Origin of the sequence: Nisaea denitrificans DSM 18348, from assembly GCF_000426505.1 — a bacterium.
GTDB lineage: Bacteria > Pseudomonadota > Alphaproteobacteria > Thalassobaculales > Thalassobaculaceae > Nisaea > Nisaea denitrificans.
The window spans coordinates 1,755,059-1,781,180 of the sequence record NZ_AUFM01000011.1 but is presented as its reverse complement, the minus strand read 5'-3'; the positions used below and the strand labels follow the sequence as shown (position 1 = coordinate 1,781,180).

At 61.4% G+C, this 26,122-nt stretch carries 21 protein-coding genes; 9 read left to right on the top strand and 12 right to left on the bottom strand.

Translation table 11 applies throughout. The features are described from left to right. Positions 1-80: 80 nt before the first annotated feature. Positions 81-1,337 carry an MFS transporter gene (locus K328_RS0109330; protein ID WP_084608186.1) on the top strand — a complete coding sequence of 419 codons (1,257 nt, stop codon included), beginning with the start codon at positions 81-83 and terminating at the stop codon, positions 1,335-1,337. A 1-nt stretch (position 1,338) separates the two neighbouring features. On the opposite strand, the gene K328_RS0109325 is transcribed toward K328_RS0109330, so the two are convergent. Further along, complete coding sequence (locus K328_RS0109325; RefSeq protein WP_245577431.1) at positions 1,339-2,094, bottom strand: DsbA family protein; 756 nt, start codon at positions 2,092-2,094, stop codon at positions 1,339-1,341. A 129-nt stretch (positions 2,095-2,223) separates the two neighbouring features. Continuing rightward, on the bottom strand, positions 2,224-3,528 hold the full coding sequence (locus tag K328_RS0109320) for a M48 family metalloprotease (protein WP_169721195.1): 1,305 nt from the start codon (positions 3,526-3,528) through the stop codon (positions 2,224-2,226). Positions 3,529-3,705: 177 nt separating this feature from the next. On the opposite strand from K328_RS0109320, the gene K328_RS0109315 reads away from it, so the two are divergent. Together K328_RS0109315 and K328_RS0109310 are read left to right on the top strand one after the other, a co-directional pair. Then, positions 3,706-5,268, top strand: a complete 1,563-nt coding sequence (locus tag K328_RS0109315) for a gamma-glutamyltransferase (RefSeq protein ID WP_028465754.1) — start codon at positions 3,706-3,708, stop codon at positions 5,266-5,268. Between the two features lie 19 nt (positions 5,269-5,287). Continuing rightward, a complete protein-coding gene (locus K328_RS0109310) occupies positions 5,288-6,439 on the top strand; it encodes a pyridoxal phosphate-dependent aminotransferase (RefSeq protein WP_028465753.1) in 1,152 nt (383 codons plus the stop codon). Positions 6,440-6,441: 2 nt separating this feature from the next. On the opposite strand, the gene K328_RS23240 is transcribed toward K328_RS0109310, so the two are convergent. The 6 genes from K328_RS23240 to K328_RS0109280 all read right to left on the bottom strand — a co-directional run bounded on the left by K328_RS23240 (position 6,442) and on the right by K328_RS0109280 (position 16,238). Continuing rightward, positions 6,442-9,624: an efflux RND transporter permease subunit gene (locus tag K328_RS23240; RefSeq protein WP_051284683.1), complete on the bottom strand. Its 3,183-nt coding sequence runs from the start codon at positions 9,622-9,624 to the stop codon at positions 6,442-6,444. 10 nt (positions 9,625-9,634) lie between these two features. Beyond that, positions 9,635-10,744 carry an efflux RND transporter periplasmic adaptor subunit gene (locus K328_RS23235; protein WP_051284682.1) on the bottom strand — a complete coding sequence of 370 codons (1,110 nt, stop codon included), beginning with the start codon at positions 10,742-10,744 and terminating at the stop codon, positions 9,635-9,637. A gap of 69 nt (positions 10,745-10,813) precedes the next feature. Next, positions 10,814-11,359: a PadR family transcriptional regulator gene (locus tag K328_RS0109295; RefSeq protein WP_028465752.1), complete on the bottom strand. Its 546-nt coding sequence runs from the start codon at positions 11,357-11,359 to the stop codon at positions 10,814-10,816. Positions 11,360-11,502: 143 nt separating this feature from the next. Beyond that, on the bottom strand, positions 11,503-12,192 hold the full coding sequence (locus tag K328_RS0109290) for an SDR family NAD(P)-dependent oxidoreductase (protein WP_028465751.1): 690 nt from the start codon (positions 12,190-12,192) through the stop codon (positions 11,503-11,505). 42 nt (positions 12,193-12,234) lie between these two features. Next, entirely contained in the window at positions 12,235-13,878 is a 1,644-nt protein-coding gene (locus K328_RS0109285) for a thiamine pyrophosphate-dependent enzyme (protein ID WP_028465750.1), read from the bottom strand. Positions 13,879-13,937: 59 nt separating this feature from the next. Beyond that, a complete protein-coding gene (locus tag K328_RS0109280; RefSeq protein ID WP_028465749.1) occupies positions 13,938-16,238 on the bottom strand; it encodes a xanthine dehydrogenase family protein molybdopterin-binding subunit in 2,301 nt (766 codons plus the stop codon). A gap of 133 nt (positions 16,239-16,371) precedes the next feature. Here K328_RS0109280 and K328_RS0109275 point away from each other — a divergent pair, with 133 nt between their 5' ends. Continuing rightward, entirely contained in the window at positions 16,372-17,130 is a 759-nt protein-coding gene (locus tag K328_RS0109275) for a hypothetical protein (RefSeq protein WP_028465748.1), read from the top strand. On the opposite strand, the gene K328_RS0109270 is transcribed toward K328_RS0109275, so the two are convergent. Beyond that, the gene (locus tag K328_RS0109270) at positions 17,127-17,504 is read right to left on the bottom strand and encodes an AtuA-related protein (RefSeq protein WP_028465747.1); all 378 of its coding nucleotides are present in this window, start codon (positions 17,502-17,504) and stop codon (positions 17,127-17,129) included. The genes K328_RS0109275 and K328_RS0109270 overlap by 4 nt on opposite strands. Then, a complete protein-coding gene (locus tag K328_RS0109265) occupies positions 17,501-18,874 on the bottom strand; it encodes an acyclic terpene utilization AtuA family protein (RefSeq protein ID WP_028465746.1) in 1,374 nt (457 codons plus the stop codon). Before K328_RS0109265 ends, K328_RS0109270 begins: the two co-directional genes overlap by 4 nt. Positions 18,875-18,967: 93 nt before the next feature. Between K328_RS0109265 and K328_RS0109260 the strand changes: the two genes are divergently transcribed. Next, a complete protein-coding gene (locus K328_RS0109260; protein WP_051284680.1) occupies positions 18,968-19,600 on the top strand; it encodes a 3'-5' exonuclease in 633 nt (210 codons plus the stop codon). Between the two features lie 94 nt (positions 19,601-19,694). After that, positions 19,695-20,171, top strand: a complete 477-nt coding sequence (locus tag K328_RS23230; protein WP_051284679.1) for a cyclic nucleotide-binding domain-containing protein — start codon at positions 19,695-19,697, stop codon at positions 20,169-20,171. A 10-nt stretch (positions 20,172-20,181) separates the two neighbouring features. Here K328_RS23230 and K328_RS0109250 read toward each other — a convergent pair whose 3' ends face one another. Then, complete coding sequence (locus tag K328_RS0109250) at positions 20,182-20,502, bottom strand: hypothetical protein (RefSeq protein WP_028465744.1); 321 nt, start codon at positions 20,500-20,502, stop codon at positions 20,182-20,184. A gap of 220 nt (positions 20,503-20,722) precedes the next feature. Between K328_RS0109250 and K328_RS0109245 the strand changes: the two genes are divergently transcribed. Next, positions 20,723-22,006: a hypothetical protein gene (locus K328_RS0109245; RefSeq protein WP_156901215.1), complete on the top strand. Its 1,284-nt coding sequence runs from the start codon at positions 20,723-20,725 to the stop codon at positions 22,004-22,006. Between the two features lie 27 nt (positions 22,007-22,033). Here the strand turns inward: K328_RS0109245 and K328_RS0109240 are convergent, their stop codons facing one another. Beyond that, positions 22,034-22,939 (bottom strand): DMT family transporter, encoded by a 906-nt coding sequence (locus K328_RS0109240; RefSeq protein WP_028465742.1) that lies wholly within the window; start codon positions 22,937-22,939, stop codon positions 22,034-22,036. A 149-nt stretch (positions 22,940-23,088) separates the two neighbouring features. Here K328_RS0109240 and K328_RS0109235 point away from each other — a divergent pair, with 149 nt between their 5' ends. Further along, positions 23,089-25,398, top strand: a complete 2,310-nt coding sequence (locus tag K328_RS0109235) for a xanthine dehydrogenase family protein molybdopterin-binding subunit (protein ID WP_028465741.1) — start codon at positions 23,089-23,091, stop codon at positions 25,396-25,398. 81 nt (positions 25,399-25,479) lie between these two features. Continuing rightward, complete coding sequence (locus K328_RS0109230; RefSeq protein ID WP_028465740.1) at positions 25,480-26,106, top strand: glutathione S-transferase family protein; 627 nt, start codon at positions 25,480-25,482, stop codon at positions 26,104-26,106. Positions 26,107-26,122 lie beyond the last annotated feature (16 nt).

Genomic DNA, 26,122 nt, shown 5'->3' with positions numbered 1-26,122 from the left:
TACATTTTGACCGGGGTATTCATGGTTCCGCTGTTGTTCTTCCGAGCGGTCCGCAGTGCCGGTAGGTCCGGGGGTGTCTTGTGACAGGCGCTACCGGACATGCCGTGCGCAGCGGCGCCGCACGGGTTTTCTTTATTCTTTGCGCGTTTTTGACATTGGTGCAGATCAACCGGCTCGGCGGCGGTGTGATCGCGAATGCCTTGATCGAACAGCGGGGCATTTCCCCGGCGGAAATCGGCGCGGTGATCGGTATCATGTCGCTTGCCGCTGCTTTCGTGCAGATCCCGATGGGCGTTCTGTTCGACCGGTATGGCGCACGCCTTACCACGTCGGCGCTGAGCTTGATCGCGGTGGGCGGGATGGTGCTCTTTGCGATCTCTGAAACTGCTACCGGATTGATCGGTGGGCGGATACTGCTCGGCGTGGGGCATGCCGGTGCCGTGACAACCGTTTATTTGATTGTGCTCGGCTGGGTCCGTCCGGACCGCGTTGCCACGGTTTCGGCGCGGCTTATCGCATTTTCCGGGGCGACAAGCGGTCTGCTCGCGACGGCGCCGCTCGCCATCATGTTGCAGCAAGCCGGGTTTACTGTGACATTCCTGCTCCTCGCTGCGGCAATTTTGCTGATGACGATCCTGATCTTTCTCTGGGGTCGGGATCACCCCCCCGGCGTTGCGCGCCCCGAGCGGCCTCATGAAAGTATCGGCCAGGCCTTTTCAGCGATCCTGACGATGCTGCGTGACCGCGATATTCGCGGCACCCTGGTCATGGCCAGCTGTTTTGCCGCGCCTTTCGCAACGGTTGGCGGCCTCTGGGCCGGACCTTATCTCAGGGAAGTTCACGGGCTTGGCCAGACGGAGGCTGGCTACGCACTACTCGTCATGGTGCTGGCGCAGAATGCCGGAACGCTGGGATTTGGTCCATTGGACAGGCTATTTAACTCCCGCAAGCGCGTGATCCTAGGGAGTTGTGTGCTTATGGTTCTGCTGCTCGGCTTTATGGCGGTTATCCCGCGTCCCCCGCTGTGGCTGGCCGTGATGTTGCTGGTTGCCTTCGGCTTTGTCTCGCCGTTCTTTGTCGTCCTGGCCGCGCATTGCCGGGGCTTTGTGCCTAGTCATCTGGCCGGTAGGGCTATTACGGCCATGAGCCTGGTTGGTGTCGGCACGATTTTTCTCTCGCAGTGGATCACCGGGTTGATCGTGGATCATGCGGGCGGCGGCTCGGATGGCGCATACCGGCTGGTCTTCGCCAGTGTTGCCGGACTGATCGTGGTAGCGGCTCTGTTCTACAGCCGGGTCCGCGATATTCCGCCGTCCGTTCCTTCAACGGCTTCCTGACCTAGCCTTTCCGGGCGGCCTCGATCTGTTCGACCAGGGTGTCGAGGCTGACGGCGCCCGGCAACACTTCCCCGCCGATGACAAAGGCAGGTGTCCCGTTGATGCCGAGAGTGCGTGCCAGAACCGTGGCGTCCCGGATTGTTTTTCCGGTTTCAGGAGACGCCATGTCCGCTTTCAGTTTGTCCAGATCAAGACCGACTTCGAGGGCCGTCTGGAACACAACCGCATCGCTCAGCCGTCCGCGATATTTCATCAAAGCGACGTGGAACTCGCTGTAGGCTCCTTGCTTGTCAGCTGCGATCGACGCATGGGCGGCGGTCACGGATGCCGGACCGAGAATTGGAAACTCTTTCATCACCCAGCGGACATTCGGGTCCTGCTTCAGCAACTGCATCACCGGATCGATCATCCGTTTGCAGTAGCCGCATTGGTAATCGAAGAACTCGACCACAGTGACATCGCCGTCCGGATTGCCGATGACCGGGTCGTTTTCGTTGCCGGTAATCTGACCCTGCATGTGGGCGAGGGCGGCGCGCTGGCGCTCCTTTTCCGCGATTTCTTGGCGCGCCTGCATGGCGTTCAGGGATTCAACGATCACTTCCGGGTGGGCCAGGATGTAATCGCGGATGGCCGTGTCGAGAGCGGATTTCTGATCCGGTGAGAACGGCTCCGCGGCGGCGGCCTGCTGGCTTGCGGGATAGACCGCTATGCCGGAGGCGAGAGTCAGGGCCAGGATTAACGCTTTGTGGGGTTTCATAAGGGGCGCCATGGTGGCCATGCTGCGTGCCTTTCCGGTCGTGCTTACAGTCACTAAATCTTGCGCCGGTCCGTCGTTGCCGACAAACCACGTTATCGTTATTGCATTCTGGCTATGGAACGGCGCGCGCTATTTTTTCTTCGGCGGCGGGTCTTTTTTCCGCTCCCGGTCGCGCGGGGTCGAGATTCCCTCGATATCGCTGGCGCGCAACCAGGCTTCCGTATGCGGTTTCAGCTTCTGTTTCGCCCGGTTTGCCTGCAGGGCGGCATCCCGTTCATTACCGGAGCGGAAAGCTTCCTCGGCGAGAGCGAGGGCGGACATGCCGTGATCGCCGTTGCGGCCATAGGCGATGGCCAGTTGACGCCAGGCGAACGTCGCATTCGGAAGCAGCCGCACGACATGTTCGAGATGCGTCTGCGCTTCCTCGTTGTGTTCCTTTGTGTCGAGAGCCAGCAAAACCCGCGACAGCTCCAGTTCGATCCGCGGCGCGTCGGGTAGGGTTTCGAGGGCCTTGCGATACGCAACTTCAGCGTCTGCCGGCCGGGCTGCCTCGAACAGGATCTGGCCTTTCAGCTCATGGAAAAACGGATCGTCCGGGTTATCAGCCAGCAGTTCGTCGACGAGCGCGACGGCTCCGTTGGCATCCGGCAGCCGGTATGTGGCAACGGCCCGGGCGTAGCGGGCTTCCACCGATGTATCCGTATCGGGATATGCCTTGAAGGTGCGTGCCGGAGATCGGATGAACCCATGGAGCTTGGCAACCATTCGGCGGTGTTTTTGCTGCAGCTCTTCCGGCAGCTTTTTATCGCTGAAGCGTGAACTCTTCACCTGCTCTTCGACAAAGGCGATCCGGTCCCGGGTGAGCGGGTGGGTGCTTGCGTAAGGTGAGCGGCTGCGCCCGCTCAACAGTTCCTGGCCGCTGAGTGTCGAGAGGAATTCAAGCATGCCTTTTGAGGATTCGCGATTGCTTTCAAGGAAACGGATACCCGCCTGGTCAGCCGAAGATTCCTGTGCCCGGCTGTACTGGAGCAAGGAGCCCTGAACAGCTGCCTGACTGCCCTGGATGATCGCAGCGGCGGCGTCTCCCCGGCCGGTCGCGAGGGCCGCGCCGGCACCGAGGATGAGGCCGAGCAATGCGTTCTGGCTGGCATTCCGAAGGGCCTCTCCGCTCCGCGCCAGATGCCCGCCGGAGATATGCCCTGTTTCATGGGCGATCACGCCGAGCAACTGCTCCGGCGTTTCTGTCGCCATCAGCAAGCCGGTATGGAAGAATATGTTCTGGCCACCGGCGACGAAGGCATTCAGCGTATCGTCGTTGATGAAATAGAGATCGACCGCAGATGGCGAAAGACCCGCGCTCTGGAAGATCGGGGTCGAAAGCTCGCGGATATAGAGCTCGATCTCAGTATCGGTGATGAAGGATCGCGCATCCACGGACCGGGACCATCCGGCAATACTCAGCAACGTAAAAACTAACGCAATTAGATGCTTGCCAACCACGGCTTTGCACTTCATGGATTTGGTCCGAGCCTGTTGGTGCGGTGCATGAACTTGTAATGTGCGCGTGTCCGGGGCTGCATTCAATAGCCTGCGGCGATTTGAGAGGACGTTATGTTTAAGAGGACCGTGCCTGTGGCATTGGCGCTTTGCGCCGGATTGCTTGCAGGCTGCGCGAGCGACGAAGTCGTCGAAGTCACCGAAGGGTTCTTCGGATCCGTCGCTGTCGATGAGCCGCGGGCCGCCGTTATCGCCCAGGATGTGCTGGTCCAGGGTGGCACCGCTGCCGACGCCGCTGTCTCCGCTTATTTCACTCTGGCCGTGACGCTGCCGTCTTCCGCCGGACTTGGGGCGGGTGGTTCCTGTCTCGCTTTCGACCCCGTGAGCAAGCGGTTTGAACGCCTCTCATTCTTGCCGCAACCCTTGTCGGGCAGCCAGAATGCGATTGCCGCTCCGCTGGGGCCGCGCGCGATGTTCGCTTTGCATGCCCGCTACGGCCGCCTGCCGATTACGCAGTTGATCGGTGTTCCGGAGCAGCTCGCCCGGTTCGGTGAGCCCGTCTCCCGCCGCCTCGCGGAGGATCTCGCGCGTGATGGCGCAGCTCTGAAATCATCGGGCGCCGGACGGCCGAGTGTGTTCGCCCCGGATGGTGTTGCCTTGCAAGCGGGCCGTTCACTGGTCCAGTTGGATCTGGCCTCCACCTACAGCCGGCTTCGTGTCGCGGGAGTTGGCGATCTTTATTCAGGCCAACTCGCCAGCCGTTTCGTCGCCGAGGCGGAAGCTTTTGGATACGGGGTCGACCTTGCTCGGTTGCGCGGAGCGGTTCCGGTTTGGAGCGAGGCCGAGGGTGTCGATTTCGACAATCATCTCTGGGCTGTCGCAGCCAGTCGAAATGCCGACAGCGCTCTGATTTCAAAAACTCTTTCGCTTGCCTTCAACGAAGCGGGATGGTCGTCCTCGCCGCAGGATGTCGATCCGCTGATGATAGCCGAAATGCAGGTCCGCGCCGCCAATGCAGTGGCAAGTGGCAATACGGATTTGAGTGCGGATGCAGCCGAGTTGCTGTTTGGTGATTTCCGTTCCGGCGCTCGCCGTACTGCCGCAACGCCCGCTGCGGTCGCCTTGTTCGGTGGAGACTCGCGGTCCGGTGCAACGAGCTTTGTCATCACGGACAGGCGGGGGCTTTCCGTTGGCTGTGCGTTGACCATGAATGCACCTTTCGGAATCGGTCAGACGCTCCCGGATCTCGGTTTCATTCCGGCTCCGGCGCAGCCGTCTTCAAACCCTCCGCTGGCTGCCGCAGTTATCGCCGGGAACACCCACGCCTGGCAGGTTCACATGACCGCCATGGCGACCGGTGGCAGGGAGACGGTCTCGGCCCTGGTTCCCCCGATCTTGCGTCACTATGTGGCCGGTCAGGCGATGAGTGCTGCCGTTGCCGCGCCGCGCTCCCATTTCGATCTGGCGGCGGGCACGCTGTCGGTCGAATCCGGCATTGCTCCGGCAGCCGGAGCAATGGCTGAGCGTGCCGGCTATCCTGTGCAGCCAGCCACCCAGCCGATAGGCGCTGTCCGTCTTTTCCGCTGCAAGGAAGGCCTGCCGCGCAGCGATAGAGATTGCGGCATAGCCGACGATCCGCGCGGACGCGGCATGATCCTTTTTGAAGGCGGCAACTAACCAACGGGAAGGCGAGCACGTGGCTCTGAAAGTATCCCGGCGGGGCGCTGTACCCGCCTTCATCGTCATGGATGTGATGCAGGCGGCCGCAGACCGAGAGGCTGCCGGCGGCGATGTGCTGCATCTTGAAGTCGGCCAGCCTGCGACCCCGGCACCGCGCGGCGTGATCGAAGCGGCGAAGCGAGCGCTGGATGATGACCGGATCGGCTATACGCTGGCCGCTGGCATCAACCCTCTCCGGGAGCGGATCGCGCAGCATTACAAGGATTGGTACGGCGTCTCTCTGGACCCGAGCCGGATAATGGTGACGACCGGATCCTCCGGCGCGTTTCAGGTTGCCTTTCTCGCGGCCTTCGAGGCAGGCGACCGGGTCGCCATGGCCTCACCGGGCTATCCGGCCTACCGAAACATCCTTTCAGCCCTCGGCGTTGAAACCGTGCTGCTGGAGACGGAGCGCAAGCACCGTTATCAGCCGACACCGGAGCTTCTCGACGCGGTGGAGGGAAAGATCGATGGCCTGATCGTTGCCAGCCCGTCAAACCCGACGGGCACCATGTTGGGGGAGGAGGAACTCGCCGCCCTGACGGGATACTGCAAGGAAAAGGGTATCCGGGTTGTCTCCGACGAGATCTATCACGGGATCGGCTTCGGCACCCGTCCGGTCTCGGCGCTGGAGAGCGACGATCAGGCGCTGGTCATTAACAGCTTCTCAAAATATTTCTCGATGACCGGCTGGCGTCTTGGCTGGATGGTGGTACCGGAGGATCTGTCCCGTTCCATGGAATGTCTGGCACAGAATTTCTTCATCTCTCCGCCGACCCTGTCGCAGCACGCGGCTGTCGCGGCGTTCGATTGTCACGAGGAATTGCAGGCCAACGTGGCGCGCTACGCGAAGAACCGCGAGGTGTTGCTGAACGAGCTTCCGGCCGCTGGGCTGGACGATCTGGCGCCGGCGGACGGCGCATTCTACATCTATGCGGACGTCACCCGCTTCACCAACGACAGTGTCGATTTCTCGAAGCGGATGCTGGCCGAGATCGGCCTCGCCGCAACGCCGGGTGTCGATTTCGACCCGGCGCGCGGCCATGGCTCTCTGCGTTTTTCCTTTGCCGGGGCAACGGAGGACATGGTGGAGGCGGCCAGCCGTCTCAAGAACTGGCTGAAACGCTAACGCTATTCAGCGGCGTTGGGGACACTGCCGTCATAACCGCCATCCTGATCGCGTCCCGTCTTGCGGGCCCGCCGCGCCGCGCGCCAGTCCTGGAAATTACCCCGGAGCTGCAACGCTGAAGGGGTAACGATCAGTGTCAGGATCGTGGCGAAGCCCATGCCGAAGACGATGGCCGAGGCCAGCGCTACCCACCATTGGGTCGAGGGTGCCCCGACCGAGATCTCCCGCGTGAACAGATCGATATTCAGCTGGAACACCATCGGCAGCAGGCCGAGCATCGTCGTGACGGTGGTCAGCATCACCGGACGAAGGCGCTGGGCACCGGTGCGCAAGACCGCTTCCATGGTGCTGCCCGTGGTTGTCTTCAGGGCGTCGAACGTATCGATCAGCACGATATTGTTGTTAACCACGATACCGGCCAGCGCGATCACGCCGATGCCGCTCATCACAATACCGAAGGGCTGCCCCGTGATCATCAATCCGATCATCACGCCGATAGTCGACATGATCACGGCGCTCAGGATCAGGAAGGCGCTGTAGAAGCTGTTGAACTGGGTGACCAGGATGATCGCCATGATGAACAGCGCGACTCCGAAAGCCTTGCCGAGGAAAGCCTCGGCAGCCTTCTGCTCCTCGTCCTCCCCTTTGAACTTATAGGTCACGCCTTTCGGCAGTTCGGTCTTACCCAGCCAGGCGGTCAGTTCCTTGACCTTTTCGTCCGCCAATACTCCGGGCAGCACGTCCGCCTTCACCGCCATGACCTGACGGGCGTCGGAGCGCTTGATGGTCCCGACTTTGGATTGCGGCGACCAGGAGACAAAGTTTCGCAAGGGAACCAGGCCCTTGTCCGTCATCATCCGGATCGCGAGGAACTGGTCGAGGCGGCGGGACGGACGGGGATAGCGGACGACAATATCGATTTCCTCGTCGCTGTCGTTCGGCCGGTAATCGCTGATTTTCAGGCCGCGGGTGACGAGCTGCACGTAGCTGCCGATCAGGGCGATATCCGCCCCGAATTTCGCTGCCTGGGCCCGGTCGACGGCGATCTGCCACTCGATGCCGGGGATATGCCGGTCATCCTCGATATTCTGCAGACCGGCCATGCGGTCGAACTGTGCCCGGACCATCTCTGTCGCCTCGGTCAGGCGGTCGGGATAGACAGACCGTAGCTGGACTTGCACCGCTTTGCCGGTTGGCGGGCCGCCTTCTTCCTTGGCGGTTTCGACGAAAATGCCGGGATAGGCTCTGGCGCGTTCGGAGATCTCGGCCAGAATTTCGTCGGCGGGCGCACGGCTCTGCCAGTCGTCGAATTCGACCTGAATAGTGCCGACGACATCCTCGGCCAGATCCTGACCGCCGCCCTCCTTTTCGCCGACGAATGTGTAGACGGATTTGAAACCGCCGACATCGAGGACTTCCTTCTCGATCTGGAAGACCAGACGCGCCTTTTCGGCAGTCGACATGTTGCCGCGGGCATGGACATGGATCATCGCGTTATCAGGTTCGACCTCGGGGAAGAACTCCACCCCGTTGCCGTGATTGGCGTAATAATACTGCACGCCGACCAGCAACGCGGTTGCGGCCAGTATCACCTTTCCGGGATTGGTCAGCGCGAGTTTCAGGACTTTCAGATAGCCGCCGGTAAAGCCCCTGACCTTGTTCAGGTCGCCATTCTCCATAGCTGCCAGAGATTCCCGGCTTTCTTCGGTCTGGGCACCGGACTTGCCGAAGATCGATCCGAGGGCTGGGACAAACAGCAGGGCCATGAAGAGGGAGGCCGTGAGGGTCGCGATCAGGGTTATAGGCAGGAATTTCATGAACTCGCCGACCACACCCGGCCAGAACAGCAACGGCAGGAAGGCGGCAAGAGTCGTGGCGGTTGAGGCGATGATCGGCCAGGCCATGCGTTTGGCCGCTTCCGAATAAGCGATGCGCCGATCCAGTCCTTCAGACAGTTTCCGGTCCGCATATTCGGTCACCACGATGGCGCCATCGACCAACATGCCGACCGCGAGGATCAGGCTGAACAGGACGACGATATTCACCGTCAGCCCGAGTGAGGAGAGGGTCAGGATGCCGAGCAGGAATGAGCCCGGGATGGCAATACCCACAAGTGCGGCGGAGCGATAGCCGAGAGCGCCGACAATAACGATCATGACCAGCAGGACGGCACTCAGAACGTTGTTCCGGAGATCGGTCAGCATGGTCCGGATCTGGCCGGATTTGTCCTGGCTGAAGGTCGCGGTAACGCCGGCGGGCCAGGTTTTCTGGGTTTCGGCAACGACGGCGCGAACGTTCTCGACGGTCTCGATCACGTTTGTACCGATCCGCTTTGTTACCTCGATGCCGATCGCGGGTTTGCCCTCAAGCCGGGCGTGGGTCTCCCGATCCTTGAAGCCGCGTTCGACATAGGCGATGTCCCGGACCCGGACCACGGCATCGCCGTTCGTCTTGATCGGCTGATCGAGGATGTCCTGCAGGTTCTCGTAGAGGCCGGGTACTTTGATGGGGAACCGGCCATTGCCGGTATCGAGCGTTCCGGCGGCTACCAGCTGGTTCGAGCGGGCGACGATCTCAAGCACTGACGACGCATCGATATTGTAGCTGTCGAGGCGGAGCGGATCGATGATGATCTCCACCAGTTCCTCGCGCTCGCCGGTGAGTTTCGCCTCAAGCACGGAGGTGATGCCCTCGATCTCGTCACGGAGAGTGCGGGCGAGATGCAGCATCGTGCGCTCGGGCAGCTCGCCAGAGAGAGTCACAACCAGGATCGGGAACAGGCTCACATTGACTTCGTGAACCGTCGGCTCGTCCGTTTCCTCGGGCAACTCCGGTTTGGCGAGATCGACTTTCTCGCGGACGTCCAGCATTGCCTGATCGGCATCGAACCCGGCCGTGAACTCCAGCGTAACGTTCGCGCCGCCCTCAAAAGCGGTGGCGCGCATTTCCTTCACGCCTTCGATGCCGCGCAGCTCGGATTCCATCGGTTTTAACAGAAGTCGCTCAGCATCCTCGGGCGAGATGCCGTCGTGTTTCATCGAAACGTAGACGATCGGGATATTAACGTCCGGATCTGCCTCTTTCGGAATGGTCACATAGGCGACCGCTCCTGAAATCAGGATAAGGACCAGCACCATCAGGGTGGTGCGGCTGCGGTGCAGGGCGGCGTCGATCAGCGCATGCATCGGGCGATCCTCAGCTTGCTTTGGCGCCGTCGGTACCGACGGCGGATTCCGGGACGGCCCGCACGGTCTCGCCATCGGAGACGAATTCCTGACCGACCGAGATCAATAGGGCGCGCTCCGGCAGGCCGGTGACGTAAGCCCAGTCCGCATCGCTATCGAGCACATTCACCTTGTTGAAGCGGACGATGTTGGACGCATCGACTGTCATTACCCCGAGCTGGCCATCGTCGTTCAGCGTGAACACGCCGGCGGTCAGTTTGTGGGCGGTAACTTCCGGCAGCGGCAGGATGACACCGGCCGTGATGCCGAGTTCCAGATTCCGATCCGGATTGAGGACCTCGAGTTCCACCCGGAACGTCCGGGTTTCGGAGTCGGCGGCGGCGGAGATGTAGCGGATGGTTCCGGTGAGATCGGTGCCGTCGAGCAGTTTTGCCTTGCCCGGTTGCCCGACCGCGAGCTTGATCCGTTCCTGCTCGGAGACCTGGGCGACGACGAGTATCGGGTCGAGGTCGTAGAGGGCTGCAACCGGATCACCGCTCTGCAAGACGTCGCCAAGTTCTACATAGACATCGTCGAGCACGGCATCGAATGGCGCTGAAATGGTAAGGCGCCGGATTTCCTCTTCGATCTTGGCGAGTTCGGCCTTGGCCTCCTGCAGGTCCGCAAAGGTTTCGGCGCGGGTGGTCTGTGCCTGAAAGCCCTTGTTGGCGAGCTTGTCGGCGGCATTGAACTGGGTTTCGCGCTGCACGATCCGGGCTTTCGCCATCTGCCGTCTGGCTTCCCGGTCTTCAGGGTCGAAGCGGATGATCGGAGCGCCTTTCTTGACATGGTCGCCGTCCTTCGCGCCGAGCGCGACGACCTTGCCGAGGATCTGCGCTTTCAACTCGATCTCGCGGGAGGGGGCTGTTCGGCCGGTGATAATCACAGCGGAGCGGTAAGGCTCCGCGACGCTTTCGCGGACGCGTACCGCTGCCATTTCAGAGGCTGGTGCCGCAGTCTTGGACTTCGCAGCATCCTCGCCTTCGGTCCGGGCCCCGTTTGCGAACTGGCCTGACAGAATCCATGCGGCGGTACCGACGGCGATGACGGTGGCCAGCAGGATGGAATAGTTGATTCTCATAGGACCTCAGCGGGGCTGTATGGTTTTGGAGCGCACGCGCGCGTTCTGATCGATCGGTGAAGCGGCCTTTTACTCAGCGGCATGTCGCGTCTCCGCGCTGAGCTGGGCCAGAAGCGTGTCGCGATTGGCCCTCATATAGTCGGCGGCGGCGCTGTAGATCGTACTACCGAGACCTCGGACGAAATTCATGCCGGGATCGGCGGCACAGTTCGGATTGAACTCGTCGAGCTCGCATTGTTGGGAATCGTAGAATGCGATCCGTTCATCGATCAGCCGGGCGATTTTCTCCGGGGTCTGATAGCGGGCGAAGAAAATCAGGAAAAATAGATCGGAACGAACCTGGTCCGGCTCCGGCTCGATCTCGCACGCGCGGCGGAGGGCCGTCTTGCCGGCCTCGGTCAGGGAATAGACTTTCTTGTCCGGCCGGCCATCCTGCGCTTCTTCGCTAACCGTTACGAGGCCTTCTCTGGCGGCGCGCGTCAGGGCTGGATAGATGGCGCCAAGAGAGGCTTTCTGGAAATGCGCGAACGGCCCTTCCGCGAACTGCTTGCGGATCTCGTAGCCGGTTGCGTCCCGTCGGCTGAGTACCGCGAGACAGAGAGTCTTTACGTCCATGAACAGGGCCAAACTATATCGGTCTGATATATAACGGACCGATATATGGGGGCTATACCTGTAGATGGAAGGAAAAAGTTTCTGAGCAGCTAGACGATGCAGGATTGCGCACGTTTTGTGGCCTCAGGGCAACAGACCCGGTATCAGAAGGTTTCCTTCCAGGGTCGCAGTTCGATCTCCCAAGCCCAGCTTGAGCGTGGTTGGCGGTGGAATTGCAGGTAGTTTTCGGCGATGGCGTCCGGATCGAGCAGTTTGTCCTCGCCGGGTTTCTCCCGTTGATCGTTTTCGGTCCGGATTCCGCCATCAATCACGAAATGACCTATATGGATGTTCTGCGGGTGCAGTTCGCGCGCCATGGATTGCGCGAGACCCCGCAGCCCGAATTTGCCTATCGCGAAGGGTGCGGATTGCGGGTAGCCCTTGACCCCGGCCGACGCGCCGGTCAGCAGGATCGTCCCGTGCCCGGCCTTCAGCATACGTCTCGCTGCTTGCTGGGCGACCAGGAAGGCGCCGTGACAGGTGACTGTCGTGGCGGCGAGGACGTCGTCCGGATCGAGATCGACAATCGGCCCGCGGGCTCGCTTCGAGGCATTGAACACGACAATGTCAGGCCTGCCGAGCGCGCCATCCATCCAGTCGAACAGGCTGGCGACGCTTGTCTTGTCGGAGACATCGCAAGCCTGCGTCAGGGCGCCGGTCTCTGACGCCAGACCGGCCAGTTTGTCCGTGTCACGGGCCGCCAGCGCGACTTTCATGCCGTTTGCTGAGAAAAGACGGGCGAGGGAGGCGCTGAGACCGGCGCCGGCTCCCACGATCAGGGCTGTTTCGCTCATGGTCCATCCAATCGGTTCGGACGGTGCCGGGCCGGATCGCCGCTACCTCTTCGGTCTCGACGGTCCCGGCCTGATTACCGGCCAGGGTTCGGGAAATTCGCCGACCGGAACCTCGATCAGGGTCGGACGCCCGGCGGCGAAACCTTCCTCGATCTTCGTCCGCAGCTCGGTCGGCGTGGTTGCGCGCAAGCCTAGCGCACCGCAGCTTTCGGCGAGCTTCACGAAGTCGGGATTGGTGAACTCGCTGCCGATCACCCGGTTGTCATAAAGCTCTTTCTGCATCCGCATCACGTTGCCGTAGGCACCGTCTGCGAAAACCACGGCAACGACATTGATGCCGTGATGCACGGCGGTCGCAAGCTCCGGCATGGTGTACATGAAGCCGCCATCGCCGTTGATCGACAGCACCTGCTTGTCCGGGTGTGCGACCTGAACGCCGAGTGCGGTGGCATAACCGTAGCCGAGCGTACCCTGATAGCCGGGCGAGACCAGCGTGCGTGGGCCGTAGGTCGGGAAGCCGACGCGGGAGGCGTAGGCGACCTGGGTAAATTCATCGACCAGGAAACCGTCTTCAGGCAGGGCGGCGCGGATAGCGGCCACCCATTCCATCTGCGGGCCGATTTTGGCTTCGAACTGCGCCTGGAACTCCGCCTTCAGGGCTTCCATTTCCTCGGTGCGTGACGGCCGCGCGCGATTATGTGCCGGGATCTTGCCGAGCAACGCGCGGGTCGCACCCGCCGCATCGGCGACGATGCCGATATCGGGCTTGCCGACGCGGGTCAATTCGGTCGGGTCGATATCGACGTGGATGATGGAGAGCTGTTCATCCGTGCCCCAGGTCATGCGCTCGTGCTGCAGGCGGCAACCGATGGAAATCACCACGTCCGCATCGCCCCAGAGCCGGTTCCCCGCGGGATGGTGCAGGGAAAGCGGATGTCGGTCATCCAGAACGCCCTTGCCGTTCATGTAGGAAACCACGGGCGCTTGCAGCATCTCCGCCAACGCGCGGATCTCTTCGGTCGCTTCGTAGGCACCGCCGCCGACGAAGATCATCGGGTTGCTGGCCTCACCAAGCATCCGGGCGGCATCCGCGATCAGATCCGGATCTGGCTCGGGAGGCTCCGGGACCACAGTCGGCGTGATCGGGCCAACGGGAGCTTCCAGATGCAACTGGTCCAGCGGCATTTCGATACCGACCGGGCGTGGACGGCCGCTCCAGAGCTCCCGGAAGGCCTGATCCATGACGGCGGGGACTTCGGAGGGGTGATTGATCCTGTGGGACCACTTCGTCAGCCGTTCCATCTGGCCGAGCTGATCCGGGATCTCGTGCAGCATGCCAAGGCCAAGGCCGATGGTATTGCTCGGGATCTGCCCGGTCAGCGCGAGGACGCGGGCATTGCAGCCGTAGGCGGTGGAAAGCGCGGCGAAAGTGTTCAGCAGACCGGGACCGGGGACAACCGCATAGGCACCGACTTTGCCTGTCGACTGGGCATAGCCGAAAGCCATGTAGGCCGTACCCTGTTCGTGCCGGGCATTGATCACCCTGAGACTGTTTCGGGCGTCATACAAGGCGTTGAACAGCCCGTCGAGCTGGATGCCGGGCAGGCCGAATACCGTGTCGATACCGTTCTCCGTCAGGGCGCGTACCAACGCCGTGCCGCCGGTCATGGAACTGGATGCGGTCATGTTTCCTCCCTGTGGCCGGTGCCGGTCTATTGCCGGCATTCAGCGGCCTTTATTGCGGATCAGCCTCCATTGTGGATTGCCGTCCAGACCTTTTGTGGCGTCATCGGAATATCGATATGTTTGACGCCGTATCCCGCAAGCGCATCGATCACCGCGTTCATGATCGGTCCCGGCCCGCCAATTGACGGTACCTCACCGACGCCCTTCACACCGAGCAGGCTGTTCGGTGACGGCGATGCTGCCCATGAATGATCGATGAACGGCACGTCGTCGGCGCGCGGGAAGGCATAATCCATCAGAGACCCGGTCAGCAGCTGGCCGGAGTCCGGGTCGTAGACGCTGCCTTCCATCAGAACCTCACCGATGGCCTGGGCAATGCCGCCGGTCACCTGTCCGAAGGCGAGGGGCTCGTTCACGATCCGTCCGAGATCGTCGACACCGACGAAACGGTCGACGGCAACATGGCCGGTGTCCGGATCGACCTCGACCTCAACGACATAAGCGCCGTTCGGGAAGGTGGTGTGCTTGCCTTCGAAATCCATCTCGCCGACGCAGCCGCCACGCAGGCCCGGCTCCAGCGTCTCTGCCGGAATATCGCCCATGCGAGCCATCAACTCAGGGAAAGATATCGCCTTGTCCGTGCCCGCCACTTTGAAGGAGCCGGCCTCGTATTCTATGTCCTGAGATGCGGTTTCCATGAGGAGCCCGGCCAGTTTCTTGCCGTTTTCGACCATCTCGACCGCCGCCCGATGCACGGTGTTGGCCGCGATCGGCATCAGACAGGACCCGCCGGTGCCGCCGCCGACCTGAAGGTCGTCACTGTCACCTTGTTCAACGATGACCTGCGCGGGGTCGATGCCGAGGGTTTCGGCCGCGACCTGCGCCAGTGTCGTCTGGTGACCCTGGCCGGAATCCTGGGTGCCGGTGCGGACCCGGACCTTGCCGTCGTCGGTCAGCTCGACCTTGCTGCGCTCGGCGGTTGAGCCGCCGGTCGCATGTACATGGATGCCAAAACCGATGCCGCGTTTCTTGCCGGCAGTCTCGCTCGTCCTGCGGCGGTCGGCGTAGCTCGTGTAGTCTGCCTTGGCGAGCGCTTTCTTGAATATCTCGGGATAGTCGCCGCCATCGTAATCCTCGCCCATCGGCGTGTGGAACGGCAGGTCGGCAGGCGTCATCAGGTTCTTGGCGCGAATCTCCGCCCGGTCGAAACCGTGCTTGTCGCAGGCATAGTCGATCAGACGTTCCAGCGTGCCTGCGCTCTCCGGTTTTCCGGCGCCGCGATAGGCATCGGTCGGCGTGGCGTTCGTGAACACGGCCTTTACCCGGTATTCGGCGGCTGTGATCTTGTAGCAACTGGTGAAGACCCGGACAGCGCCCTTGGTGACGATAGAGGGGTTAACCGCGTTGAGAAACGCGCCCATATCGGCCAGCGCATCGATCCGGAAAGCGGTGATCGTGCCGTCCTTTTTCAGTGCCAGCGTCGCCCGGTCGAGGCGGCCGCGGCCCGGTGCGTCGGCAACAAAGCTCTCGGTGCGGTCCGCTATCCATTTCACGGGCCGTCCTGTCAGGCGGGCGGCGAGCAGGCAGAGGATCTGCTCCGGATAGGGCCAGATTTTTACGGCAAAGCTGCCACCGACATCGTTGGTGATCACCCGCATCTGGGTTTCGTCGACGCCGAGCGCTTCGGACATGGCCGCGCGCAGCATGACGACGCCCTGGCTCGGTGTGTGGAGTGTGTATTTTCCGGTCTCACTGTCGAACGCGCCGACGCAACCGCGCGGTTCGACCGGCGCAATCACGGCGCGCGGATGGTCGACGGTCAGTTCCACGACATGGTCGGCAGCGGCGATCGCTTCATCGACTTCGCTGCCATTGCCGATACGCCAGTCGAAACTGACATTGCGCGGCGCCTCGTCCCAGATCTTGGGAGCGCCGTCCGAGACGGCATGGGCGAGATCGGTGACGGGCTCCAGATCCTCATAGTCGATATTGACCAGCTCGGCGGCTTCGAGTGCGGCGGAAATCGTTTCGGCAACGATGAAGGCAACCGGTTGACCTGCGTATTTGGCAACACCCTTCGCCAGCGCCGGGCGTTCTGGCTCGATCATCGGCTTGCCTTCGTGCCCGACCATGGGCATGCGGGACCGCATCGGCCCGATGTCTTCGCTGGCCAGATCGTCCGCAGTTAGAACGGTCAGAACGCCGGGCACGGCCTTTGCGTCTTCGACGGCGACAGAAAGGAGTCGGGCATGCGCCATGGCAGAGCGTACGACGACCGCATGCGCGGCGCCTTCCGGGAACAAATCATCCACATAGCAGCCGTGCCCGGTGAGCAGCCGGTCATCTTCGCGTCGCAACATGTCTCTATGATCTCGTTAATTCGTGGCTGGACTGTCATTATGTCACACGCAAATATACATGCGATCCAGCATTTCTTAACATCGCAATAGTAAGGCTTGGTTGTGAGCACAGAGAATATCGGTGAATTAGAGCATGGGTGATTCGGACAATAGTTCAGCAGCGCTGGATGCTCTGCGGGCGCAATTCGATCAGGCGATGTCGGAGCCGGATACGGTTAAGCGTTTCCGCGTCCTGTTGGATGTCACGGACGGAGCGCGGCATCTGCGGTCGAAAGTCGACAAGAGCCTGAAGGAACACCAGAAATCAGAAACCTTTCTGGAAGTTGAAAAGCGGTTCGTGACCAAGCACGAGACCAAGCTGGACGCTCTTGCCCAGGGGTTCTTCAATTGTTATGCGACTCCCGGGAAAGCACGCGCAGCGCTGGATCAGCTTTGTGACAATTACGATACCCAGTATGTCCTCGACGTGGTTGCTCTTGGTGTCTGGCGGCTCTCGAAGCCGCTTGGATTCGATCTGTTCGGGATCAAGAGCGAGGCTCGCCAGGTGGCCGAGGCATTCTATGAGAAAAATCTGCATCCGGCGCTTGAGCAAGCCATACCGGATCACGGAGATTATCTGAAACTGAAGCGTCTCAATGTGGAGGAGCGCTACGGAAAAGTCCTTGAGGATATCGAGATGTGCCGGAAGGCCGCGGCGGCGATCGAGGTGGTTCTGAAAAAATACCGGGACCGGTTCGCAACCGAAGCGAAGTCAATGTCCGAGGAAGATGTCGAAAAGCTTTCGCCTGCGGAGGCGGTCGAACGGGTGAAGGCTCTCCCCCTGAAAATGCAGGAAGCGATCTTTGAAGCGCAAAAAGAGGCTCTCGCCGCCAAGCCTCGCGCCGCGCACTAACCCTGGCGCCTGCCCCGGGTGAGTTCCTGGACCCGGTCGAGAGGAACCTCGACCGGCAAGTCCAGAAGCATGAAGGACAGGGTCTTGCCATGCAGATCCAGGTTGAGCGTGCTGTTCACACCGCCTTCGAGCGCATCGTCGATAACGAAATTCAGTGCCGGAAGGTTGGGCAGCTCATAGCGGGTGACAGCGCTCGCTCCCTTGTGCGCGAAGAGCGCGAGGACCCGCTCCTCGGTAACCTGATCCAGCAGTAGGGAATAGGCCGCTTCCGTATAGGGGATGACGCTGATGTTCGAGCGGTTTCCCTTGTCGCCGCTGCGCCCATGCGCAATGTCGTGCAGGCGAAGGCGGAGGGTGTCGAGAACCACGGTCATGCGCCGGCTCCGATAAACTGAACGCTGGGCGAAAGCCTGTTCCTGTCGACCAGGATTGATGCGGTGTGGATCTGTGCCGTGATGTTGCGTCTGAAGCCGCCACCGCCGGCGGGGCCGGAGCAATAGAGGCTCAGCACCTCGTCCGCGAGATCTTCGGCAACCTCGCGGGAATGACAGGAAACAGCGGCACGGACCCGGTAATCGCCGTCCGCTGCGGCTGTACCGGCGCCGGGGTAGGGCGCGCTGCCACCATCGAAAGTGCTTGATGTGCCAATGATATCGAAACGGTACTCGGCATTGCTTCCGCGTTCGCGGGCCCGCTCGCTCAGGACTTCCCTGGCAAGCTCTGCGCGGGCCAGAGCGTTCGGCCCCGCATAACTGATCTCAGCCTCGCCGAGCCAGCCGCCATCGAAACTGATCGTGGTCTTCAATGTATCCGGCCGGGCCTTGCCGCGTGCGCCGGAGACAGCGACAACGTTCTCGCTCGCTTGCTCGACTGACACTCCTGAGATGTCGAGCACAACGTCCGCCGTCAGATAGGCGGAGGGATCGTGCATCTCGTAGAGGATCTGTTCCTTGACGGTCGCCGGTGTCACGCAGCCGCCTGTATTGTCCGCCTTGCCAACCCGGATTGCGCCCTCGCGGGAGATCGTGGCGATGGGAAAGCCGACATGGGCAAGGTCGGGTACGTCCTTGAAACCGGGGTCGGCGAAATAGGCGCCGGTTACCTGGGCTCCGCATTCCAGCAGATGTCCGGCCAGCGTTCCGGCGGCGAGTGCGTCCCAATCCTCTTCCGTCCAGCCGAATTCGTGGATCAGTGGGCCGAGTACCAGGGCCGGGTCCGTGGTCCGTCCGACCACGACGATATCGGCGCCGCCTGCCAGTGCCTCGGCGATCGGGCGAGCGCCGATATAGGTGTTGGCTGCGACAATCCCGTCACCGATAGGCAGCCCTTCGATGGTCTTGTGGCTGCGGATTTCTTTTTCGTCCATCACGGACAGAAGGTCGTCGCCGGAGACGACGGCGATGCGCGGGTGGCGGCAGCCGATCTCTTTGGCGATCTCCAGGATCCGCCTGGCGCCTCCGGCCGGGTTCGCGGCTCCAAAGTTGGAGACGATGCGGATGTTATTTGCAAGGCAGCGCTCCAGCACCGGCCGGACATAGGCCTCCAGGAACGGTGAGTATCCACGCTCCGGATCGCGTTGTTTCTGCTTCTGCGCAAGCGCCAGAGTGCGTTCCGCAAGTGTCTCGAAAATAAGGTATTTCGGGCCGTCGCGGGTAGCGAGTGTATCAACCACGGGGCCGCCGGCATCCTTCCGGTCGCCGGCAAAGCCGGCGCCACAGCCGATATGAACGAGATTTTTGGTCATCAGTCTTTCGCTTGGCAGGGTGGGGGGCAGACTGTAGCGTCTGCCGGACGATTTTTACCAGTCTTCAAATCAACCAGTGCGGGGAGAGCGGTTATGCCGGGACGCGCAGATCGCGTCAGAGAGAGTGCTGCCGCAGGTCCGTTTCGCGATTTTCCCGAGCAAGGCGCGGTGGTTGTTTTCGATCTTGAAATCACAGCCTGGGAAGGCTCGCTCGCCCGGGGCTGGAGCAAGCCCGACGAATTCATGGAAGTCGTCCAGATTGGTGCGGTAAAGATCGACGCTGCGATGCCGATGGCGGAGCTGGCGAGCTTCGAGATTCTGGTGAAGCCCGAGAAAAATCCGGTGCTCTCCGACTATTTCATCGAATTGACGGGGATCACCAATGCGGATCTCTCTCGTCACGGCGTGCCGTTCCAGGATGCTCTGACCCGGTTCGCCGATTTTATCGGCGATACCGGCCTCGTTGTGTCGAACGGAAATGACTGGTGCGATCTCGTCCAGAATGCAGATTGGGCCGGTATGGCATGGCCGTTCAAGGATGATCTTTTCGCCAATATCCGTCCGCGTATTGCCGGGGCGTTGGGGCTGCCAGAAAGCCAGACCGTGAGTTCGACCTTGCCTCAGCATCTCGGCCATAAGGCCATGCCGGGCGCCCATACCGGGCTCGGTGATGCGCGGGCTATTGCTCACACAGTTCGAGATCTCAGAGCACAGGCGCGTCTCTGAGTCGCGGGACGCCGTTTGTGTTCTTAATCCTTTCACCTGCAGTCGGCAGGCGCATACTATGCGAGAGCACTATGCATGGGACTGATTGGGGCAGATGATGAGTTCGGATAATTTCGATTTGGGCGGCGGTTCCGTCAACGCGGACGAGATCGGCCGGATCGGGCTGTTTCTGGATCTCGGGGAAGAAGAGCGTGCGGCAATAGCGTCTCTTTGCCGTAAACGACGGTTCGTGGCAGGCGAGGTTGTTATCGCCAGGGAAGGCGATGACCACGACGTCTATTTCATGTTGGAAGGCTCCGCCGACGTCCAGAATCACACGATTATAGGCGATGCGCTGAGGCTCGACCGGCTCGGGGCCGGAGCTTATTTCGGTGAGCTTTCGGCACTGGATGGCGGTCCCCGGTCTGCCGAGGTCCGGGCGACAAGCGATTGCGTCGTTGCGGCGATGTCACCGAGCGACTTCCGAAGCATGTTGTCGGAATATCCCTCGGTGCTGGTTCTGGTGCTTCACAATCTGGCCCAGATGATCCGCAACTCGAACCTTACGGTCCTGCAGCACGCGACCATCTGAGTAGTTGCGGTCAGCTCTCGTCTTCGGCGGTATCGTCGTCGCGACGACCGTCGGCCGAGCGGGTGAGGCGTCCCATCAGCTGCTCAAGGGCAGCGTGCAGGTTGCGCACGCCCGAGCGGGACATGATCATGCGGGACACGACGGCATGCTCGACCTGAGAGCCGTCGATGTTGAAACGTGTGTTCACCAGATTGATCCGAACGACACCGTCCCGCACCATGGCACCGATGACTCCGTCGACGAAGATATCCTGGCATTCCGGGGCAATCACGATGTTCGGCTGCTGTCCTGCCGCCTGACCGCCGGTGGTAGTGTTCGAAGTATCGCTCATTGAAATTCGCCCGACATAATTTTGTGCCAAATTCGATCTAATACCGATAACACGTTGCCACCGTTGGCGGAAGATCGTTAGGGCAATTCCCGGACGATTGCGCGAGGATTGCCAAATAATCCTCTGCGGCGCAGACTCTGGACCACTTTGACTGCTACGTCCCCCGCCTTGGAGAAAACCCATTCTTCCGCAGTCTTTTCTGGACTGGCGCGTCCTGCTTTTGACGTCCGTGTGGGCCGGCTCCGTTGCCGGGCTCTTCCTTTCCGTCCCCATGCTCGATCATATCGTTGCCGGTGGCCTGTTGCTTTTTGTGCTTGGCACGTTGCCGCAAGCCCGGTTGGAGACGAAAGTACTCGTCGGCATCGGCACGGTCGCGACGCTGATCCTGATTTCCACCGTTGCCGATCCAGAAGCCGTCTGGCGCGGGCTTGAGCGCACGCTGATTTTCGCCGGGCTGCTACCAACACTGAAGATGACGCGGGAAGTCGCCCGGCTGATGCCGTCCGTGCGGGCGAGCCAGAACAGACTGGCAGCGCTACCGGACAGCGCTGCGGATGTTGGCATCACCATCGGGGCGACGGTCTTCGGTGCGGTTCTGAATACCGGCTCTTTCGCCCTGGTCTCCGCAGTGGTACCTGCCAATGCAAGCAAGGAACGCCGCCGTTCTGCGGCGTGCGCATCGATGCGGGGGATGAGCATCGCCGTGCTTTGGTCGCCCTTTTTTGTCGGGTTTGCCGTGGCCGGTACCTATCTGCCGATGGTCGAACTCTGGGAGATCATTCCACTCGGCTTCGTCTGCGTTGCCATATCCGTCTCAATCGCACTTGCCATGTTCGCCCGGCCATTCAGCTTTGCGGCGGTCGGCGCTGCCCTTGCCTGCCTGAAGCCGATTGCATCGCGATTGGGGATTGCCGCCGGTACGGTCATTCTGGTCGGGACCGTCACGCCGCTCTCGACACTCGGCTCCATTCTGGTGGTGATGCCGTTGCTGTGCATGTTGCAATTCTTCCGCCGGCCGGACGCTTTACGCCCGGTTCTGGAGAAAACGGCGGAAGGGATGAAGGAGCTCGGGGACGACCTGGCACTTGTCGCCGTTGCCATCGTGGTCGGCACCGTTGCGGGAGAGGCCGATGCGGTGATTGTCCATGTCGCGCCGCTGCTTGAAGGCGGATTGCCGGCGCCGGTCCTGTTGGCCCTGATGATCGGCATACAGCTTGTGCCGGCCATAATCGGCATTCATCCGATCATCACCGGGACCATCTTCCTCGCCGCCCTGACGAGTCTGGATCACGGTGTGCTGCCGCTGGCTCTCTATGAAGCCATGCTCGCGGGATGGGGGCTCGGGGCCATGGTGTCCATAGCCTCGCTCTCCGTGGTCACGGCGAGCTCTATGTTTGATGTGCGGCCGACGCGCGTCGCTCTTGGTCCGAACCTCGCATATGTTTTCGTCGTCTGGGCCGTACTGGTGCCGATCCTCAGTATCCTGCACTACACCCTGATCTGAGGTGCTCTTATCCGAAACTGGGGCAGGCTATTTCGCCCGGCGCGTCATCACCAGGAAGACAGCGGAGACCACGGCTACGAGGGCGGCATAATCGACAATTCCGGGGACGGTGCCGAAGATCAGCGCATCTGCGGCAACGCCGACAACCGGGACCATCAGTGTGCCGACGGTGGAGACAACAACCGGCAGCATGGTCACCACGTTGAAATAGGCCCAGTAACAGAAGATGCCGGTGATCGTCATGTTGTAGACGAGGCCGAGCGTGGGCACGAGGGTGACACTCTCCGGCATGTTCTGATAGTCCCAGAGAAGCGCGATCACGGCGATGGGCAGCGCGCCGAGCATCTGCTGCCAGCCGGTAAGCACGGTCACGGACATGGAAAAACGGAAGTATTTCACCGCCGCCGTGCCGGTGCCCCAGCTGATCGCGGCGAGGACGACAAGCGCCGGGCCAAGCGGGTCGCCCGATATGGCGCGGTCGTCGCCGAAAAATAGCAGGCACATGCCGACAAGGCCGAGCCCAAGTGCGAGAATCGATCGGGCGCGCAAGGGCTCCTTGACGAGCCACGCGCCGGTCAGGGTCGCCCAGAGCGGCATGGTGTAGGCCAGAATGGCGGCGCGGCCTGATTCCATCAGATCGACGCCATACAGCACTGCAATGTTCCATACGGACATATTGAGCAGCGAGACGATTACCAGTCCCTTCCATTCCGCACGCGGCACGCGGAGTGTCCGGCCATTGGCTTTTGCCATGGCGAACAAGCCCAGAGCCGCCGAAATTCCCGCAATGGCGCGGAAAACGAAGGGCGGGTATTCGGCAAGGGATAGTTTCATCACCGGCCAGTTGAGGCCCCAGAGCAGGGCCAGCATGGCCAGCAAAAAGATCGCGAATGGCGGGATCGCTGCCGTTTTATGCGGCAAGGGTTGGTTCACGGGCGAAGAGCCCCTAACTGTGTGAAAGGCGAAAGAAGATAAAGTTTGCTAACCCATTTGTTGCTTGAGTGCCAGACTTCTAAACCCCTAACATCCGCGCGAGAGATTTCGGCCGCTGCGCCCGCAACGGCCTGACGAGGAGGGACTACATGGTAAAATTCGGCATTGGTCAGGCGATCAAACGCGTTGAGGACCAGCGGCTGCTGACGGGGCAGGGCAATTACACGGATGATGTCACGCCCGACGGCACGGCCCGGGCCTTCATCCTGCGCTCGCCTTATGCTCATGCGCGGATCAACGGGATCGACACGGCGGACGCGGAAGCGGCCCCCGGTGTCATCGCCGTTCTGACCAACAAACATGTGAAGGAAGACGGGCTGGGCGATCTTCCCAGTCTGGCGCCTGCACCGAACAAGGATGGAAGTGCGCGAGCCGATACGCCGCGTCCGATCCTTGAAGGCGATACGGTCCGTCATGTCGGCACACCCGTCGCCATGGTGATCGCGAAAACGCTGGATCAGGCACGCGATGCGGCAGAGCTGATCGATGTTGATTACGAGCCGCTGCAATCCGCAACCGATACCGAAGGCGCCACCAAGCCGGGTGCGGCCCAGCTCTATGAGCATATCCCGCACAATGTCTGCTTCGACTGGCACAAGGGCGACCTTGAGACAGCCGAGGCCGCTTTCATCCGGGCGAAGCAGGTCGTTCGCACCAAGGTCGTCAATAATCGCATCATCGTGAATTCCATGGAGCCGCGTGGCGCCATCGGCCTTTACGATGCGGAGACAGACCGCACGACGCTCTACAGCTCCACTCAGGGTCCGAGCTTCATCCATCCGATCCTCGCCGACGCGGTGTTGAAGATCGATAAGGAGAAGCTGCGCTGCATCACCACCGATGTCGGTGGCGGATTCGGTATGAAGATCTTCCTATATCCGGAACAGTGCCTGCTTGCCTGGGCCTCCCGCCGCCTGAAGATGGCGGTGAAATACACGCCGGAACGCTCCGAAGCCTTCATGAGCGACACCCAGGGTCGGGACAATGTCAGCTATGTCGATGCCGCGCTCGACGAGAACGGCAAGATCATCGGCATGAAGGTTGAGACATTCGCCAATCTTGGCGGTTATCTCTCGAACTTCGGCCCCTTCATACCGACTGAAGCAGGCACCCACATGCTTTCGGGTGTCTACGACATTCCGGTGATCTACGTGAATGTGAAGGGCGTGCTGACCAACACCACGCCGGTAGACGCCTATCGCGGCGCGGGGCGGCCGGAAGCGGCCTACCTGATCGAGCGGGTGATGGATAATTGCGCTGCGGAAACCGGTCTCGGCCGGGACGAAATCCGGCGCCGGAACTTCGTCACGCCGCAGCAGATGCCCTACAGCACCACGCTCGGCAACGTTTACGACACCGGCGAATTCCAGATCGTCATGGAGAAATGCCTCGCGAAGGCGGACTGGAAAGGATTCGCCGCCCGCAAGGCCGTGTCCGAGAAGGCCGGCAAGCTGCGCGGTATCGGTCTTGGCTACTACATCGAGAAATGCGGTGGCGGGAACCCGGAGACGGCGGATATCCGCTTCACCGAGGACAACAAGATCGAGATCTATATCGGCAACCAGTCGAACGGGCAGGGGCACGAGACCGCCTATGCCCAGGTGCTGGGCGACGTGCTCGGCATCGACGGTGAGGATATAAGGATCATCCAGGGTGATACCGACCGTACGCCTCCCGGTCTGACCGGCGGCTCCCGTGCTCTGCCTGTGGGCGGCGTCGCCGTGCTGCTCGGCGGCCGCGAGATCGTCGAGAAGGGCAAAAAGGTCGCGGCTCGGGTTATGGAAGCGGCGATTGAGGATATCGAGTTCACCGACGGCACCTTCACGGTCGCCGGGACCGACAAGACCATGTCGCTCTTCGACGTGAACCGCGAAGCCAAGACCGACGAGGAAGAGGGGCTCGACACGGTGCACAAGCGCACGCCGGAAGCGGCGACCTTCCCGAACGGCTGCCATGTCTGCGAGCTGGAGATCGATCCGGATACCGGCATCGTCGAGATCCGGAAATACAGCGTGGTCGACGATTTCGGCTCGGTCATCAACCCGAACCTGCTGGCGGGCCAGGTGCATGGCGGCGTCGGCCAGGGCCTCGGCCAGGCGCTGTACGAGCACACGATCTATGACGAGGAAAGCGGCCAGCTCGTGACCGGCTCGTACATGGATTACACCCTGCCGCGCGCGGACCATGTGCCGTGGGTCGATTTTGAAACCCACAATGTCTGGTGCACGACCAACCCTCTCGGCATCAAGGGTTCCGGCGAGGCGGGTGCCATCGGTGCACCGCCGGCGGCGATCAGCGCGGTCTGCGATGCGCTCGGCGTCACCAATATCGACATGCCGGCGACGCCGGAGAAAATCTGGGCAGTGGCCAACGCGGGCAAACTCGCGGCGGCCGAATAGGTCTCATTCTGAAAAGACGGTTGCGGAAACGCACCCGTCTTTTCTTGTATGACAGTTCAAGAATTCAAAAGGGGGGAAGCCATGACGGCACCGATCGAATGCTACACGTGGAAGACGTCGAACGGCCGCAAGATCACGATCATGCTGGAAGAGTGCGGTATTCCGTACAACCTGCACCCGATCAATATCGGTGAGGACGATCAGTTCACGCCTGAATTCATCGCGATCAACCCTAACTCGAAGATCCCGGCGATCATCGATCCGGACGGCCCGGGAGGGAAGCCCTACACGGTCTTCGAATCCGGCGCGATCCTGATGTATCTGGCGGAGAAGACCGGCAAGTTCATGCCGACCGACATGGCCAAGCGCTATGAGGTCATCCAGTGGCTGATGTTCCAGATGGGCGGCATTGGCCCGATTTTCGGCCAGGTGCATCATTTCAAGCGCGCCGCGAAAGAGAAGGTGCCTTACGGCATCGAGCGGTACGGCAAGGAATGCCTCCGCCTTTACGGCGTGCTGAACAGCCGCCTCGAAGGCCGGGATTATCTCGCCAATGACGAGGTCTCCATCGCCGATTTCGCAACCCTGCCCTGGGTGTTCCGCCATGAGTGGCAGGAAGTGGATCTGAACCAGTTCCCGAACGTGAAGCGCTGGTACGACGCGATGATGGCGCGTCCGGCCCTCAGCCGGGGTATGGAACTGCCCTGATCCGATACCGGATTCA

Bases quoted from the DNA above. Each gene is read 5' to 3' on its own strand.
- K328_RS0109230 (WP_028465740.1), top strand. From the start codon at position 25,480: ATGACGGCACCGATCGAATGCTACACGTGGAAGACGTCGAACGGCCGC.
- K328_RS0109275 (WP_028465748.1), top strand. From the start codon at position 16,372: ATGGGTGATTCGGACAATAGTTCAGCAGCGCTGGATGCTCTGCGGGCG.
- K328_RS0109260 (WP_051284680.1), top strand. From the start codon at position 18,968: ATGCCGGGACGCGCAGATCGCGTCAGAGAGAGTGCTGCCGCAGGTCCG.
- K328_RS0109315 (WP_028465754.1), top strand. From the start codon at position 3,706: ATGTTTAAGAGGACCGTGCCTGTGGCATTGGCGCTTTGCGCCGGATTG.
- K328_RS0109235 (WP_028465741.1), top strand. From the start codon at position 23,089: ATGGTAAAATTCGGCATTGGTCAGGCGATCAAACGCGTTGAGGACCAG.
- K328_RS0109325 (WP_245577431.1), bottom strand. From the start codon at position 2,094: ATGAAACCCCACAAAGCGTTAATCCTGGCCCTGACTCTCGCCTCCGGC.
- K328_RS0109280 (WP_028465749.1), bottom strand. From the start codon at position 16,238: ATGTTGCGACGCGAAGATGACCGGCTGCTCACCGGGCACGGCTGCTAT.
- K328_RS23235 (WP_051284682.1), bottom strand. From the start codon at position 10,744: ATGAGAATCAACTATTCCATCCTGCTGGCCACCGTCATCGCCGTCGGT.
- K328_RS0109285 (WP_028465750.1), bottom strand. From the start codon at position 13,878: ATGACCGCATCCAGTTCCATGACCGGCGGCACGGCGTTGGTACGCGCC.
- K328_RS0109290 (WP_028465751.1), bottom strand. From the start codon at position 12,192: ATGAGCGAAACAGCCCTGATCGTGGGAGCCGGCGCCGGTCTCAGCGCC.
- K328_RS0109265 (WP_028465746.1), bottom strand. From the start codon at position 18,874: ATGACCAAAAATCTCGTTCATATCGGCTGTGGCGCCGGCTTTGCCGGC.
- K328_RS0109250 (WP_028465744.1), bottom strand. From the start codon at position 20,502: ATGAGCGATACTTCGAACACTACCACCGGCGGTCAGGCGGCAGGACAG.
- K328_RS23230 (WP_051284679.1), top strand. From the start codon at position 19,695: ATGATGAGTTCGGATAATTTCGATTTGGGCGGCGGTTCCGTCAACGCG.
- K328_RS0109295 (WP_028465752.1), bottom strand. From the start codon at position 11,359: ATGGACGTAAAGACTCTCTGTCTCGCGGTACTCAGCCGACGGGACGCA.
- K328_RS23240 (WP_051284683.1), bottom strand. From the start codon at position 9,624: ATGCATGCGCTGATCGACGCCGCCCTGCACCGCAGCCGCACCACCCTG.
- K328_RS0109270 (WP_028465747.1), bottom strand. From the start codon at position 17,504: ATGACCGTGGTTCTCGACACCCTCCGCCTTCGCCTGCACGACATTGCG.